This is a genomic window from Acinetobacter sp. NyZ410, from assembly GCF_022828975.1.
GTDB classification, from domain to species: Bacteria; Pseudomonadota; Gammaproteobacteria; order Pseudomonadales; family Moraxellaceae; genus Acinetobacter; species Acinetobacter guillouiae.
Window position 1 is genome coordinate 1,626,580 of sequence record NZ_CP094620.1, and the last position, 15,542, is coordinate 1,642,121.

At 36.8% G+C, this 15,542-nt stretch carries 16 protein-coding genes and 1 pseudogene; 10 read left to right on the forward strand and 7 right to left on the reverse strand.

What is annotated here, in order from left to right; all coding sequences use genetic code 11:
• Positions 1-34: 34 nt before the first annotated feature.
• The 3 genes from MTO68_RS07710 to MTO68_RS07720 form a co-directional block, all read right to left on the reverse strand.
• Positions 35-1,078 (reverse strand): nitronate monooxygenase, encoded by a 1,044-nt coding sequence (locus MTO68_RS07710; RefSeq protein ID WP_244015544.1) that lies wholly within the window; start codon positions 1,076-1,078, stop codon positions 35-37.
• A gap of 130 nt (positions 1,079-1,208) precedes the next feature.
• Entirely contained in the window at positions 1,209-1,910 is a 702-nt protein-coding gene (locus tag MTO68_RS07715) for a VIT family protein (protein ID WP_034612140.1), read from the reverse strand.
• A 101-nt stretch (positions 1,911-2,011) separates the two neighbouring features.
• A complete protein-coding gene (locus tag MTO68_RS07720; protein WP_004820201.1) occupies positions 2,012-2,356 on the reverse strand; it encodes a hypothetical protein in 345 nt (114 codons plus the stop codon).
• 552 nt (positions 2,357-2,908) lie between these two features.
• Between MTO68_RS07720 and MTO68_RS07725 the strand changes: the two genes are divergently transcribed.
• Positions 2,909-3,319 (forward strand): hypothetical protein, encoded by a 411-nt coding sequence (locus MTO68_RS07725; protein WP_004721835.1) that lies wholly within the window; start codon positions 2,909-2,911, stop codon positions 3,317-3,319.
• A gap of 206 nt (positions 3,320-3,525) precedes the next feature.
• On the opposite strand, the pseudogene MTO68_RS07730 reads toward MTO68_RS07725, so the two are convergent.
• A pseudogene (locus MTO68_RS07730) lies at positions 3,526-3,918 on the reverse strand (transposase family protein); the annotation flags it as partial.
• 37 nt (positions 3,919-3,955) lie between these two features.
• Positions 3,956-4,360: a transposase family protein gene (locus MTO68_RS07735; RefSeq protein WP_008942454.1), complete on the reverse strand. Its 405-nt coding sequence runs from the start codon at positions 4,358-4,360 to the stop codon at positions 3,956-3,958.
• Between the two features lie 276 nt (positions 4,361-4,636).
• Between MTO68_RS07735 and MTO68_RS07740 the strand changes: the two genes are divergently transcribed.
• The 3 genes from MTO68_RS07740 (at position 4,637) to MTO68_RS07750 (ending at position 6,042) form a co-directional block, all read left to right on the forward strand.
• Positions 4,637-4,993, forward strand: coding sequence for a hypothetical protein (locus MTO68_RS07740; RefSeq protein ID WP_004721834.1), 357 nt, complete (start codon positions 4,637-4,639; stop codon positions 4,991-4,993).
• A 98-nt stretch (positions 4,994-5,091) separates the two neighbouring features.
• On the forward strand, positions 5,092-5,307 hold the full coding sequence (locus MTO68_RS07745; RefSeq protein WP_244015545.1) for a DUF1653 domain-containing protein: 216 nt from the start codon (positions 5,092-5,094) through the stop codon (positions 5,305-5,307).
• A gap of 141 nt (positions 5,308-5,448) precedes the next feature.
• Entirely contained in the window at positions 5,449-6,042 is a 594-nt protein-coding gene (locus MTO68_RS07750) for a class I SAM-dependent methyltransferase (RefSeq protein ID WP_244015546.1), read from the forward strand.
• A 63-nt stretch (positions 6,043-6,105) separates the two neighbouring features.
• On the opposite strand, the gene MTO68_RS07755 is transcribed toward MTO68_RS07750, so the two are convergent.
• A complete protein-coding gene (locus MTO68_RS07755) occupies positions 6,106-6,312 on the reverse strand; it encodes a KTSC domain-containing protein (RefSeq protein WP_004721830.1) in 207 nt (68 codons plus the stop codon).
• A 240-nt stretch (positions 6,313-6,552) separates the two neighbouring features.
• On the opposite strand from MTO68_RS07755, the gene MTO68_RS07760 reads away from it, so the two are divergent.
• Together MTO68_RS07760 and MTO68_RS07765 are read left to right on the forward strand one after the other, a co-directional pair.
• Positions 6,553-7,056, forward strand: coding sequence for an endonuclease V (locus MTO68_RS07760; protein ID WP_239046056.1), 504 nt, complete (start codon positions 6,553-6,555; stop codon positions 7,054-7,056).
• Between the two features lie 100 nt (positions 7,057-7,156).
• Complete coding sequence (locus MTO68_RS07765) at positions 7,157-7,513, forward strand: VOC family protein (protein WP_234622836.1); 357 nt, start codon at positions 7,157-7,159, stop codon at positions 7,511-7,513.
• Positions 7,514-7,612: 99 nt separating this feature from the next.
• On the opposite strand, the gene ahpC is transcribed toward MTO68_RS07765, so the two are convergent.
• Positions 7,613-8,176, reverse strand: coding sequence for an alkyl hydroperoxide reductase subunit C (ahpC, locus tag MTO68_RS07770; RefSeq protein ID WP_004721823.1), 564 nt, complete (start codon positions 8,174-8,176; stop codon positions 7,613-7,615).
• Between the two features lie 619 nt (positions 8,177-8,795).
• Here ahpC and MTO68_RS07775 point away from each other — a divergent pair.
• The 4 genes from MTO68_RS07775 to MTO68_RS07790 all read left to right on the forward strand — a co-directional run bounded on the left by MTO68_RS07775 (position 8,796) and on the right by MTO68_RS07790 (position 15,499).
• Positions 8,796-12,782 (forward strand): DUF3418 domain-containing protein, encoded by a 3,987-nt coding sequence (locus MTO68_RS07775; RefSeq protein WP_244015547.1) that lies wholly within the window; start codon positions 8,796-8,798, stop codon positions 12,780-12,782.
• Between the two features lie 47 nt (positions 12,783-12,829).
• Complete coding sequence (locus MTO68_RS07780) at positions 12,830-13,945, forward strand: beta-ketoacyl-ACP synthase III (RefSeq protein WP_244015548.1); 1,116 nt, start codon at positions 12,830-12,832, stop codon at positions 13,943-13,945.
• Between the two features lie 189 nt (positions 13,946-14,134).
• Positions 14,135-14,917 carry a lysophospholipid acyltransferase family protein gene (locus tag MTO68_RS07785; RefSeq protein ID WP_244015549.1) on the forward strand — a complete coding sequence of 261 codons (783 nt, stop codon included), beginning with the start codon at positions 14,135-14,137 and terminating at the stop codon, positions 14,915-14,917.
• A 57-nt stretch (positions 14,918-14,974) separates the two neighbouring features.
• Positions 14,975-15,499 carry a hypothetical protein gene (locus tag MTO68_RS07790; protein WP_244015550.1) on the forward strand — a complete coding sequence of 175 codons (525 nt, stop codon included), beginning with the start codon at positions 14,975-14,977 and terminating at the stop codon, positions 15,497-15,499.
• The last annotated feature ends 43 nt before the right edge of the window (positions 15,500-15,542 follow it).

Here is a 15,542-nt window from a genome sequence, read left to right on the forward strand (position 1 = left end):
GCAGTTCAGCTTCTATTGACAGCTGAGTTGGGCATTAAGAATGGTTCATTTCTACAACCAATTGATTAACCAGATCCTGAGCCTCTAATTCACGAATCTGGCCAACATTACTTCCAGCCCAAAATGCACCAAAGCCAGTATCACCATGTTGCAGCGCGAAAGCATTTAGCTGTTTTGCCAAATCATAAGCATAAGGGTAGGCGGCTACATGCGGGCGGTCGGGCTGATCAATCCTCGCTTGCCAATGATTGATGATACCGCGTGCTGGGCGACCTGAAATGCTTGAGGTAATTTGAGTGAGTGGGTGATCAAATAAGGCCTTGCGATATGCTGCATTGGCGTTTGATGTTTTACATTGCACAAAAGCCGTTCCCAATTGCACGGCAGCAGCACCAAGATTTAACATGGCTTTGGCTTGTTGCCCATTCATAATACCGCCTGCTGCAACGACAGGCAGTGAGCTATGTTTTTTGATAAGTGTGACTAGATCCGAGGTTTTAATTGCACCATCAATTTGAGCGTTAAAAATACCGCGATGCCCACCTGCTTCAATACCTTGAGCCACAATAATATCAATCCCAGCTTCTTCAATAGCCAGAGCTTCAGTCAGATTGGTTGCAGAAACTAGAGTGATAATACCGGCCTGTTTTAATTTTTGAATTTGATATTGATGTGGGATACCAAAATGAAAACTTACCGCTTTGGGTTGAGTGTCTAAACACAGGTTTAAAAAATCATCATTGTCTTTAAAGCTCGGGTAGATGCATTTTAATTCTGTGGGTGGATTTGCGCCAAATTTTTTAAATTCAGCAGCTAAATGTTGACTCCACAGCGTATTAGATTCAGTGTTTAATGCTGTTGATTCATGACAGAAAAAATTTAATTGAAAAGGATGTGGTGTTAACGCTTGGGTTTCTTGAATTTGTTGAAGTGCAGAATCTATGGTATTTGCACCGAGTCCTAAAGCGCCTAAAGCCCCTTGATTTGATACTTCCGCTGCCAATAGTGGGGTAGAAACGCCTGCCATTGGTGCAAGTAAGATGGGATGTTTTATCCCTAATTGTTCTAATAAAGACATACTTAAGCTCCTTGAGTTTTAAGTTACTTTGCCCAAGCCAATTGCAATAAGCAAATTATGTTCGGTATTTATTATAAAAATATAATTCAAATACACCTTTAAGGTGTAGCTTATTTTATACAGGCTTAGATCACATCGGAGTGACTTGGAACAGAGAACCAATCCAGCTTGAGAACGCCATTGCGATAATTCCCCATATTGCCACACGGAAACTACCCTTGAGTATTGATGTGCCCGCAAAATAGCTGGATAAGGCACCGAGTATGACCAGAGATAAGATACCGACTACTAAAACAATTTTTTCTAAATATGCTTCGGGGCTAAACAAAATCGACAATGTTGGAAATAAGGCACCTATTGAAAACGATAACGCTGAAGAACCAGCAGCTTGTAATGGTCTTGCCGCAGTTGCTTCATTGATCCCAATTTCATCCCGTGCATGCGCTTCTAAGGCATCTTTTTCTGTGAGTTGAACGGCAACTTGATGTGCCAATTCGGGATCTAAACCGCGTTGAATATAAATGTGAGTCAGTTCTTTAAGTTCTAAGTGCGGGTTTTTTTCTAATTCGCGAGCTTCGATTTTTAAATCCGCCGCTTCAATATCTGATTGGGATTTGACGGAAATATATTCACCGGCAGCCATTGAGGTTGCACCTGAAATCAATCCCGCAATACAGGTAATCAATAGCGTGTGACTAGACGCACCACTCGCCGCCATTCCCATCACTAAACTGGTTACAGAAATGATGCCATCATTTGCACCCAAGACCGCTGCTCTTAACCAGCCTGTACGTTGTATAAAATGCTGTTCTAGGTGATGAGAATGTGGCATAAACAAAACTCCAAGTAACTGAAAGCTGATTCATTGATAATCTAAATATATGACAAATATAAAAAAGCTCCTATATTTAGGAGCTTTTTTTCAGATTAAAACTATTGGCTTGCTTTTTCTTTAACGTCCGCAGCACCTTTTTCAACAGCACCAGCGGCAGTTGCAGTGGCATCTTTAGCAGCATCAACAGTTGCATCGGCAGCATGTGCAGTTGCATCAGCGGCATGATCGACAGCAGTCGCAGTTGCATTTGCTGCATTATCCGCAGCTTTCGCCGTCGCATCAGCTGCATTTTGAGCGGCATGTTCTGCATCATGTTTTGCTTGTTCTACGGCATTTTCAGCATGTTCACCTGTGGTCGCCCCTGTTTCTGGCGCTTTATCTTTATTACAACCAACAAGTGCAATCGTTGCAATCAGACCAAGAGAGAGTAGAAGTTTATTCATTGTCTTGTACCTTTTTTAAATTAATTTTTGGCATCCAGCAGTTGGATGAAATAAATATAAACACAAAAAATAACCAAATCAAAAAATAAAATGTAAAGTTTTTATAAGATCAATTTATCTTATATCGAATAATAGCGCACAAATCTGCTTTTAATAAAAGCTTAATATAATATCAATACACTGCTTTTATAGTTTAACTGCCAATATCAATAAAATAAACAATGGTAAAATTTAAGCTTGTTTTAATGCTGTATCGTTAAAATTAAATCAAGATAAGGTGTAAGATCCACTCAATTTATGATATTAGTTATTTGAAAGTGACCTTGTTGAAAAAAATCTGACAATTTGAAGCTTTGTGGCGCAATATCAGTGCTCAAAAAATTAAATTAAAAGTGAAAAAACATGTTTACAAGCCAATAAAAACAGATAGAATTGAGTGTAAAATGTGAAGTATATCAAATAATTCTGTTGCTGGAAAAAGTCTGAAAAACCTGTGTTTTCGGCTTTTGAAAATGCTGAATTTACAAATTAATTTATGGGGTTTTCCTGAATATGCTTGACCTAAACACATCTCGAAAAGTACCTGATGATTTTGTAGCATATGCTGAAAAACAAATCAGGCAGCTTTTGAACTCTGTCAGTGGTGTAGAGTTCATCATGTTGTGTACTTCTGATGGGTTTGAAATTGCTTTAGTCAACAAGAAAAATATTAGCAATTCTGGAAAGATTGCCGCAGTGAGTAGTTCGATTTTAGCCCTAGTAACCGCATTTGTTTCAGAAATCAATCTTGTTGGATGTCAAACAATTACCTTAGATGCTGAGAACGGAAAAGCACTTTTGACAGCCATTCCTCATCCAAAGCATCCACTGGTTTTAGTGGCGATGACCAACAAAGATATTTTATTGGGACAGATGCTCTATGAGCTTAAATCCACCTCAGAATTACTGATGAGAAATATATAGATAAGCCATTGTGAAAAATGTAACTTTAGTTGCATTTTTTTTGAAAAATGAGATTTGTACTGGGTTTTTTCTATATGGTATTTGTTGGGTTTTTTCAAAAGTTTTAAATAGTCAAATTAGTCATTTATTTTTTAAATTTCTATTGAATAGTTAATATTTTTTATGCTATTAAAATGAGTAGACTTCCTTCATAAATCATTTTTCAATCAATTTAATTGTTTATCTTTCACCCAATCTAAATTGTATATGCCAGCAAGTAAATTAAACCGCAGGTTTAATCTTTTACGACGATTTCTATATACACAAGATAAAATCTTAAAACATTTCATCCTTCCAAATACATGCTCTACTTGAATTCGTCTACGACCAATCTCTCTATTTAACTTTTTTAATTCAGAATCTAATTTTTCAGTTTTCTTTGCTTTAGATGGCATGAGGCATCCAAAACCCAATTTTTTTATCCCTAAATACCCCTTATCAACGATAAAAAAGGGCTTAAATTTTAATTTCCTCATACTTTTTTTAAATATTTTAAAATCATGCATGCTTCCATGACTTCCACATACACTCAGTATTTCACCTGTTGTATAGTGCATAGATAGCTGAAATTTAAAGGTATGTCGCTTTTTTTTACCGCTATACCATTTCTTCTGTTTTTTTTGGACGTTGAACTAATATTTCAGTTGCATCAATCACAACAACTTCCCAATCCACTTCATCTCGATTAGGAAGTTGTTTTGGCAAGTTAAATTTTCCAGAACGGATTAAGGTATCTTCAATAACACGTGTGATACGAATTGCACTCGTTTCAGATACACCGTAACTCATACCAAGATGGAAAAATGTTCGATATTCTCTCCAATATTCTATACATAAGAGCAAGCGATCTTCCAACGGTAATTTATGCGGTCGTCCTTTACCAATATGACGAGGTAAATGCTTATTTAGCTCGGCCAACATGAGGTTAAATGTAGCCCAACTAACACCGGTAAGCCTACGAAACTTAACGTCTGATAATTTTTGAATATCTTTGAATTTCATCCAAGGATTATCCCTTGAATTAAATAATTTTGCTGATTAATTTAAGATCAAATAAATTGTACGTTTTTTGATTTATGACGGAAGTCTAGTGTGGGAAATAATTAATTAAAATTGATTATCAAATAAAATTAAATGGGTATTCAAAAAAAGAATACTAATTTATCCATGTTAGTTAGAAATGAATATTTTTAGCTAAATAGTAAAGTGTTTTAGTAAAGCAAAATAAAAATTGAATTACTAAAGCGAACAACAATGTCGAAAGAAACGGGGATGCTCATGGCTCGTATTACACTAGATCAATTAACTGATATCGATGGTTTCGTTTGTGCTGCATTAGTAGATAGCGAAAGTGGTTTATCTTTAGCGACTGCAGGTGCAGGTTTAGACTTAGAATTAGCAGCTGCAGGTAATACTGAAGTTGTTCGTGCTAAGCGTAAAGTAGCAAAAGCACTGAAATTAGATGATGTAATTGAAGATATTTTAATTACATTAGGTAAACAGTATCATTTGATTCGCCCACTTGATTCAAATGAAAACTTATTCCTTTATCTTGTTTTAGATCGTTCTAAATCAAACTTAGCAATGGCTCGCCACGAGTTAAAAGCATTTGAAAAAGGCTTAGACTTTTCTTAATTTAAAAATTGAAAAGCATAAAAAACTCGTCTACGGACGAGTTTTTTCTTTGGCTATCCTGTATAACATAGATATCGTATTTAGAGTGTTGAGTGTAGATGTTAAAAGCTGGAATTTATAAACATTATAAAGGTAATTTATACCAAGTCTTTCATGTCGCAACACACAGTGAAACCCGTGAAAAAGTTGTGGTTTACCGATGTTTATATAATGATTATTCAATCTGGGTTCGACCTTATGAAATGTTTTGTGAGCAGGTCACATTAGAAGATGGTCAAGTCCAAGCGAGATTTGAATTTTTACATGAGGTTTGAGTTGTACTTGCTAGATTTTACCGAATGATAAAGTCACGAAATAAACCGTAACGATGTAACTTGTCAAAAGCTATGTATTGTCATAGCAATGACGTAAATGATTGAAATAATAACAATGATAGTGAAAAGGAAGATCTAAACATGAGTTTAAGTAACCCATTTTTGCAACGATTGAATGAACTATATCAATCCTTTATTAAGTTTGATGCTACACAGTGTGATCGTATTAAACGCTATCGAAATATTGAACCTGAATCAGCATTGTTTTTAGCCATGCAAGTGCGAATTCAGCAATCTAAGAAAATTTTAGAGATTGGGACATCAACAGGTTACTCTACATTGTGGCTTGCGGATGCAGCCAAAGTCACAGGTGCCAAGGTGACAACGCTAGAGATCGATGAAAAAAGAACTCAGCAAGCGCAACTGCATGCTCAAGAGTTACAGGTTGATGGCGTGATTGATTTTTGGGTAGGGGATGCGCAAAAATACTTAGAACAGTGTCAGGAACAATATGACTTTATTCTACTGGACGCTGAACGCAATGCTTATTTAAATTACTGGGTGTATCTACAGAAGATGCTTGTAGAGCATGGTGGGGTATTGATTGTAGATAATGTGATATCACATGCTGCTGAAGTAAAGAGCTTTATCATGGAAGTTAAACGAGATGAAAGGTTTATGACCACAACCTTGTCGATTGGGTCTGGTCTGTTTGTGGTGACATTTAAAAACTAATCGAGTTTTTACATCAGGGAGAAATCTCCCTGACTTTGCTTTAAAAGCACAGTTCTAAAAAAACTATAAAATTGAAAGTCGCTTAAAATGTAAATCGTATTCTAGGTATTTATGCACGAATGCTGTTTTATCACTACATCGTAGTAAATTATTGTATATAAATTCTGGGACAGGATGGTAAAGTTCACCAGAACCATTGTTATAAAAAATTTTTAAATACCGTGAAGAAGCATTGTACTTCCAAGAAGTCACGGTAATCATTGATCCCATAAGCAACCCCTTAAACTTTTGATTGTTTTACAGAAAAATGTATTCTGTATCTTTTGAAATTAGTCTATTCACTTAAAGAAATGTATAGTGGTTTTGTAAATAAAGCTGTTTATATTCTGCTAAAGATATTCATATTTTGACATTACAGATTCTGGGCAAGATAAACACTTAAAAAATCATCAGTAAATGAGAAAATTGGCATTTTATTTTAGTCATTAATTAGTCATTAAGAGGTAGATCATGATTCTTGCAATAGACGTTGCCTATACAGATAACTCTGCACAAGTTGCTGGTGTAGTATTTGAATCTTGGGCGAGTTCAGTTGTATTGAATCATTACCATATCACCATCAAACCAATTGCTGACTATGAATCAGGTCAATTTTATAAACGTGAATTGCCGTGTATTTTAACGTTATTGGATTTGGTGAAAGAACCCATCGATATGATTGTGATTGATGGCTATGTCTATTTAGGCGCTGAACAAACAGCAGGTTTAGGACAGCACTTATATGCTGCCTTAGTTGATAAAATCCCTGTGATTGGGGTGGCCAAAAATGAATTTAGAGGAACACCAAAGGAATATGAAATTTTACGTGGACAAAGTGTTAAGCCATTATATGTCTCTGCCATCGGCATAGAATTAGTGCAAGCAAAACATAATGTACAGTCCATGTACGGGGAATATCGTATTCCTGAGTTACTCAAGCAAGTTGATCGTTTGAGTAGAACAACGCAAAAATAATTTTTTGCTATCCTATATTCAGTGGTTTAACTGTATTATCAATTGACTCATTTTTTGTTTTCTATAGAACAATATTTTATAAATTTAAGGAGAAACATCGATGGATCAGTCAGCGGCTCGTCAAAAAATTTCCATTAACTATATTGAATTTATGGTGAAAGATGTCGAACAAAGTAAAAGGTTTTATCAAAACTTAGGCTGGACTTTCACCGACTTTGGTCCTGAATATTGTGAGTTTGATTCAGGGGAGATAAAAGGGGGCTTTGCTCAATCTGATGATGTGCAAAGTTCTGGTGGCGCATTAATTGTTTTGTATAGTGCCCAATTAGAACAAAGCTTAATGTGTGTGAAAGAGGCGGGTGCAACCATCGTACAAGAGATTTTTAGTTTTCCAGGTGGACGTCGTTTTCATTTTAAAGATTTAGATGGATATGAAATTGCAATTTGGTCGCATTAAATAAAAACTTACAAACACAAAAAACTATACATAAAATCTAATGCAAAAAAACCACGCTAAAAAGCGTGGTTTTTTTATGTGTTTAATCTAATTTAAGAATTAGATTTTACCAACTAAGTCGATTGAAGGAGCAAGAGTTGCATCGCCTTCTTTCCATTTCGCTGGGCAAACTTCGCCAGGATGACCGTGAACATATTGAGCTGCTTTAACTTTACGAAGAAGTTCAGAAGCATCACGACCAATACCACCAGCATTGATTTCGATGATTTGGATTTTACCTTCAGGATCGATAACGAAAGTACCACGATCAGCAAGACCAGCAGATTCAATTAAAACTTCGAAGTTTTTAGCAAGAACCCAAGTTGGGTCGCCAACCATTACATATTCAATTTTTTTGATTTCTTCAGAAGAATCGTGCCAAGCTTTGTGCGTGAAGTGTGTATCTGTAGAAACAGAGTAGATTTCAACGCCTAATTTTTTGAATTCAGCATAGTTGTCAGCAAGGTCACCAAGTTCTGTTGGGCAAACAAAAGTGAAGTCAGCTGGATAGAAGAAAACTACAGACCATTTACCTTTAAGATCGGCTTCTGTAACTTCGATGAATTGGCCGTTTTGGAAAGCTTGTGCTTTAAAAGGTTTAACTTCAGTATTAATTAAGCTCATCATTATCTCCATGATTGAGGTGTTTATCTAATATTTAACTAGAATAATGAATTTTAGATTATTGGGGAAATAGTATTTTTTTATCGCTAAGATCGGAAAATCAAATTAGCGTGCTCCAGATACATTTCACCAAAAACCGTTGTTTTGTCAGTATTTCATCAACTAAAGCAAATAAAGATGATGTTTGAATGACAAAGCATCCTTTTTTAATCTGTTACAAACATGATGCTTCTGGGGCTATATTTCAAGGGCGATTTCTAAAAAAGATATAAAATTTATTTCAATGTATAGAATTTGTTCATATAAGATAAATTGAATTTTAACTCCATCACATTTCAATGTTGTATAGCGTGCAAATGATATGGGTGGCTGCTGTTTTGTACTTAAGCATCACCTCAAGCTACCTGATTGATGTAGATCAACCGCAACAGATCTAGGTCTATATGAGTATTTGCAGCCACAGACAGTTGCTTGGTTGAGTGAACTTTAGCAGCTTTTAAATATTATTTTTATAATACATGTATAACGTAAACATGAATTCACTTTGATTGGACTATCTCTCGTGTGCTTTACAGCGTAAAATATTCCGTTCAATTTTAAGTATTAGGATAATGCATCTGTGCCAAATCAGTTAAATGTCGATCAATGGGTTATGGTACGAGATCGCCATCGTTTAAATCGACTGAAAAAAGGAAAAGATGCTCATCCTGAAAAATTCCAAGAACTGTTTGAGAAATCAAACCATCAAGTCAAAAAAAGATTAGCCAGTCTACCCACAATTAAACTCAATCAGGATCTACCGGTTACCCAGTATGCAGATAAACTGATTGAAGCGATTCAAAAGCATCAGATTATTATTGTTGCAGGGGAAACAGGCTCTGGTAAAACCACGCAATTGCCACAGATTGCAATGCTTGCAGGTCGTGGTTTAACTGGGATGATTGGTCATACTCAGCCTCGACGTCTGGCAGCACGAAGTGTATCGCAACGTATTGCTGAAGAAGTTGGTGAAAAGCTGGGTGAAAGCATCAGTTTTAAAGTGCGTTTTAATGAGCAAGGATCAAATGATTCGATCGTTCGCTTAATGACGGACGGTATTCTTCTTGCTGAACTTTCTAATGATCGTTATTTAAATAAATATGACACGATTATTATTGATGAAGCGCATGAACGTTCATTAAACATTGACTTCATCATGGGTTACCTGAAGCAACTGGTAAAAAAGCGCCCTGATTTAAAAATCATTATTACTTCAGCAACATTAGATGTGAATCGCTTTAGCGAATATTTTAATGGCGCACCGATTTTTGAAGTGGAAGGACGTAGCTTTCCAGTAGAACTGCGTTATCGTCCAATTTCTGAGATGACGATCGGCGGCAGTGATGATGATGACTTTGATGATTTTGAGGAAAATTTACCACGTGCAGTGGTACAAGCTGTAGAAGAATGTTTTAAGGATGCTGAATCTAAAGGACATCCTGAACATGCGGATATTCTTATTTTTTCAAGCACTGAACAAGAAATTCGAGAATTACAAGAGACCTTACAAAAATTTGGTCCTAAACACACGCAAATTTTACCTTTATATGCACGTTTAGCTTTGGCCGAACAGCAGAAAATCTTTAATCCCTCTGGTGGTGGGCGACGTATTATTATCGCGACCAACGTCGCTGAAACAGCATTGACTGTACCGAATATTCGTTATGTGATCGACAGTGGCTTTGCGCGTATTTCTCGCTATAACTATCGTTCACGGGTGCAGCGTTTACCAATTGAAGCGATTTCTCAAGCTGCTGCAAACCAGCGTAAAGGACGGTGTGGTCGTATTGCACCAGGTGTTTGCATTCGCTTATACAGTGAAGATGATTTTCAAAGTCGTCCAGATTTTACTGAACCCGAAATTAAACGAACCAATTTAGCATCGGTTATTTTACAGATGCAAAGTCTCGGTTTAGGTGCTGTAGAAGATTTTGATTTTATTGAGCCACCAGACCATCGTTTGGTCAATGATGGACGTAAGTTGCTGATTGAATTAGGTGCTATCCATGAAGTGCAAAATTCAAATAATCTTCCTCAAGTGGTTGCACAAAGTGAAAGTGCAGTTTCCCAACAGGGAGCTGTAGCTGTAGCTGGTGCTAAAGCAAAAAACCTTGCTCAACCTGCTACTAAAAAAGCCGAACTTCAAAACAACAGTTTAACCAAAATCGGTCTACAAATGGCAAAAATGCCAATAGACCCACGCCTTGCACGGATGATTCTCGGTGGTGCTCATTTTGGGGTGCTGAATGAAGTTTTGATTATTGTTGCGGCGCTTGCAGTACAAGACCCACGCGAGCGTCCTGCTGATAAGCAAATGCAGGCGGATCAAAAACATGCATTATTTAAAGAAGCAGATTCAGATTTTCTATTTTATATTAAACTGTGGAATACACTGACTGAAAATCGTGAAACTTTAAGTGAAAGCAAAAGACGTAATTTTGCCAAACAGCATTTTCTTAGCTGGTTGCGCTTACGCGAGTGGAAGAAAACGCATGAACAATTACTGGATTTAGCACAAGGTTTAAAACTTTCATTCAATGAAAAGACAGCCAGTTATGAAAATTTACATCGTGCTTTATTGACAGGATTATTGTCCTTTATTGCCAATAAAACTGACGAACGTAATATTTTTATGGCAGTTCGTCAGCAAAAAGCCCGAATTTTTCCTGCATCGACCTTACATAAAACCAATACTCCATGGGTAATGGCATTTGAAATGGTCGAAACCTCACAGGTGTATCTACGCACACTGGCAAAAATTGAGCCTGAGTGGATTCTTTTAGCTGCACCTAACTTATTAAAACATCATTATTTTGAGCCACATTGGGCGAAAAAACCGGGTGTGGTCAATGCTTATGATCAGATTTCATTATTTGGGCTGATCATTGAACCGAAACGCGCCACCAACTATGAAAAAGTGGACCAATTGGCTGCGCATGAAATTTTCTTAAGAGATGCACTAACCACAGGAAACTTGGGAACAACGCCACCATTCTTAAAACACAACCTATTAAAGCTTGAAGAAGTTGAGCGTGTGGAAGACAAACTGCGTCGTCGTGATTTGGTCGTCGATGAAGAAACCATTTATCAGTTTTATGCCGCAAAAGTACCTACAGAAATTGCCAGTCGGCGTAGTTTTGAAGATTGGCGAGCAACAGTAGAGCCGCAGAATCCTCGTTATCTGTTTGTTGATGATGATGATTTATGGATGAATGATCGTCCAACCACGCAACAATTTCCAGATTATTTACATAATGGACAATTACGTTTAGCTGCCAGCTATCGTTTTGATCCAAGTCATGATGAAGATGGCGCAACAGTAAAAATTCCGGTACAAGCCTTTGCGCAAGTTGATGAAAATATTTGGTCTTGGGGGATTCCGGGCTGGCGTTTGGATTTAATCGAAGCGTTATTAAAAGCCTTACCAAAAGATAAACGTCGAAATTTGGTGCCGATCCCAGATACAGCCAATAAATTGATCAAAGCAATTGATGCACAACATTTGCATCAGCATATTTTTGAGTTTTTGGCATTTCAATTACGTGGTGAACAAATTACCAGTAAAGATTTTTCTTTTGAACGTATTGATCAGTACTTAATTCCATTTATCAAAGTAATTGATGAAAAAGGCCGCGTGATTGAAAAAGGTCGTGATCTTGCCGAACTTAAAGCACGTTGTCGTACTGAAACACACAGTCCGGTCAAACAGTTAAAAGGTGAGTTTACTACTTTCCCTGAAAGCTTCGTGTTTGAAGCATCTCAGAAAGTAACCGGGGTTGTGGTTAAACAATATCAGGCACTGGTCCCAAGCAAAGACTTTGCTAAGTTAGAGTTGAAAGATGACTCTGGTATTGTGATTCAGACTTTTAATGATCAAAGTGAAGCGATTAAGCAGCATCGTGAAGGCGTGATTCGTTTGATTCATATGCAATTGGGGGATTTGATTCGTCAATTGAAAAAGCAAATTTCCAAGCCACTGGCATTGGCATATTCTCCTTTGGGCGATAAAGCACAACTTGAGCAAATGTTGGTGTACGCAACATTACAAATGGCAATTCAAGATTTACCCATTAATGCTGAAGAATTTGCGATAGTCATGGCAGATGTGAAAAAGTCATTTTTAAGTCATGGTCAGGAAGCATTAAAGCTGATCAGTGAAATTTATATTCAATGGCAGGAAATACGCCAGCAATTGCTGATGTTGGATCAAGATGTATTTGCTAAAAATATGAATGATATTGAAGATCAACTGGATTTAATGAACTTATCCAATTTTGTTTATTCAAAATCTTCCGATATTTGGCAGGAATATCCACGTTATTTAAAAGCATTGTTATTGCGTTTAGATCGATTGCCGAATAATCTAAATCGTGATGATGCTGCAATTAAAGAAGTCGATCCTTGGATGGATAAACTGTTTAAGTTTAAGTCGGATGTTCGTGTTAAAGAAGTCTACTTCATGGTTGAAGAACTACGTATTTCATTATTTTCTCAACCAATGAAAACCAAGATGCCGATTTCGTCAACCAGAATACAAAAAGTATGGGAAAAGCTTGGAATCGGTTAGAATAGAAATAATTTGAAATATTTGTGAGTTTAAAAAAGGAGTTTTACATGGGCATCCGTATTACAGGTACAGGTTTGTACCATCCTGAAGAAGTGATTACCAATGAAGAATTGGTGGATTGTTTAAATGCTTATGTGGAACAATTTAACAGTGAAAATGCTGAAAAAATTGAAGCGGGTGAAGTTGTTGCCCGTCGTGGTTCTAGTGCAGAATTTATTGAAAAAGCCTCAGGCGTAAAGCGTCGTTATGTCATTGAAAAATCAGGTGTCCTAGACATTAATCGCTTGCGTCCACGTTTAGAAGAACGTTCAGATGAAGAGCTTTCAATCCAAGCAGAGTGGGGCGTAATTGCAGCAAAACAAGCGATGGAAAATGCAGGCGTAACTGCGGAAGATATCGATGTGGTGATTTTGGCTTGTTCAAATTTACAACGTGCTTATCCTGCTGTTGCAATTGAAATTCAAACTGCATTGGGTATTCAGGGCTATGCCTATGACATGAATGTGGCGTGTTCAGCTGCTACATTTGGTTTAAAACAAGCCTATGATGCTGTAAAAACGGGTGCACGTCGTGTGTTATTGGTTAATGTGGAAATTACCTCAGGCCATACTGACTATCGTTCACGTGACTGTCACTTTATTTTTGGTGATGTTGCAACAGCTTCAATTATTGAAGAAACGGACAGCAAAACAGGGTTTGAAATCGTAGATACGCATTTGTTTACCCAATTCTCCAATAACATCCGAAATAATTTTGGTTTCTTAAATGGTTCAGAATTAACTTCTCGTGATGATAAGCAATTCCGTCAAGATGGCCGCAAAGTATTTAAAGAAGTGTGTCCATTGGTTGCGAAAATTATTTCTACACAATTGGGAAAGAACAGTATTCAACCTGAAAACGTAAAACGTTTTTGGTTGCATCAAGCCAATGCCAATATGAATGAATTAATTTTAAAACTCATTGTCGGCAAAGAAGTTGCAGAAGCGGATCCTGATTTGGTACCAATCATTTTAGATGAGTTTGCCAATACGTCTTCAGCAGGTGTGATCATTGCATTACATCGTAGTGCGGATCAGGTGAATGATGGTGAATATGGTGTGCTGTGTTCATTTGGTGCAGGCTATTCTGTGGGTTCAATCCTTGTGCAAAAGCATGTTGCTTAAATCATAATTTTATAAAATCTCCCTCCTTGCGCCGCGAAATGCGCAGTTCAGCTACTTTGAACAAGAGGGGGGAGATTGTCCAGAGTTTAAGTTATTTTATTTGTGTAAAGCTCTTCCCTGAAAATGGAGGAGTCATATGCTTAAGGCTAAGATCAAATAATGTTGAAAAGTATTTTGTAGAGATACAGCATGACTGAAAAAACCTTGAAAATACGACACAACGCTAAACTGATTCGATTAATAAGTAGCTTACAGCGCTTTTACTTTCGTCCAACATTTTTAGGTACTGAAAATTTAGTACCGAATAAACCAGCCATGTATGTCGGTAATCACACCATCTATGGTGTTTTAGATTCTCCGATTCTGATTGATTATTTATTTACAGAACATAAAATCGCAGTGGTCAGTTTAGCTGATCATATGCATTTTCATATTCCGATTTGGAAAGAAGTGGTTAAACGTGTTGGTGGGGTTGATGGTGTACAAGAATATGCCAAAGAAGCGATGCGACAAGGTTATTCGATTCTGGTTTTTCCAGGCGGCGGTCGAGAAGTCATTAAACGTAAAGGTGAAGCCTATCAACTGATCTGGAAGCAACGCTTTGGTTTCTTAAAGTTGGCTCAGGAATTTGGTTATGACATTGCTCCTTTTGTGGCTTTAGGTGGTGATGAAGTTTTTGATTTAGCTTTTGACGTAAACGTACTGCTTAAACAAAAGTGGTTTAATAAAATATTATCAAATCCCAAAATAGGTTCATTGCTTAGACAAGGTGAAGTTATTCCTTCGATTCCGAAGCATATTATTCCAAAGCGAATCCCTTTTTATTTTAAATTTATGCCACGGTTATCTATTGACCAGATAGAAAACATCGATGATATGATTGTATTTCGTGATCAATTGCAAGCGAGCATTTATACTGAAATTGAGGCGTTAAAGTCCTATCGAGCACATGACTTAGAACAAAAAACCTAGAACAAAAAGCTTAGAACAAAAACCTTAGAACAAAAAAACAACCTTTGAGATCGTATAATGTTTGAACTGCATACCAATTTTAAACAGATACTTAATCTATTCAATCTGCGAACTCAGCCCATTCAAAGTATTGTGCCTTTTCTTCAAGTTCCTTATTATCTCGAATTTTTAGGACAGTGTAGCGATACTGAAATTACCCCTGATATTGATTTATTTGGCTATGAAACTACGATAAAGGAAAACCAGTATTTCGCAGAGCATGTGGAAAATTTATCCCAACAACTATGGAAAATTGGTCGTACAGGTCAAGGTGATGAATGGTTTTTAGATCGGAATAGTTTTGATATTTTATTCTATGATCATGATTTAGGTATGGACTTAGATGAGAATTTAAAACGCGATCAGTTTCAGTCGATGCAAATCAACTTTTTTCAATTTTTACAATTTGCTTTACTTCTGCAAGCGCTGGAACAACACTTGGATAAAAATCCATTGTCTACGATTGAGTTGGAGCAATTTCAAGATACCGTGAATCGCATCCATCCTGAACTTTTTTCACGTTATCCATTTGATTATTTATAAGTTATAAGCGTTACAATTGATCGATAAAATGAGTTTACTCACA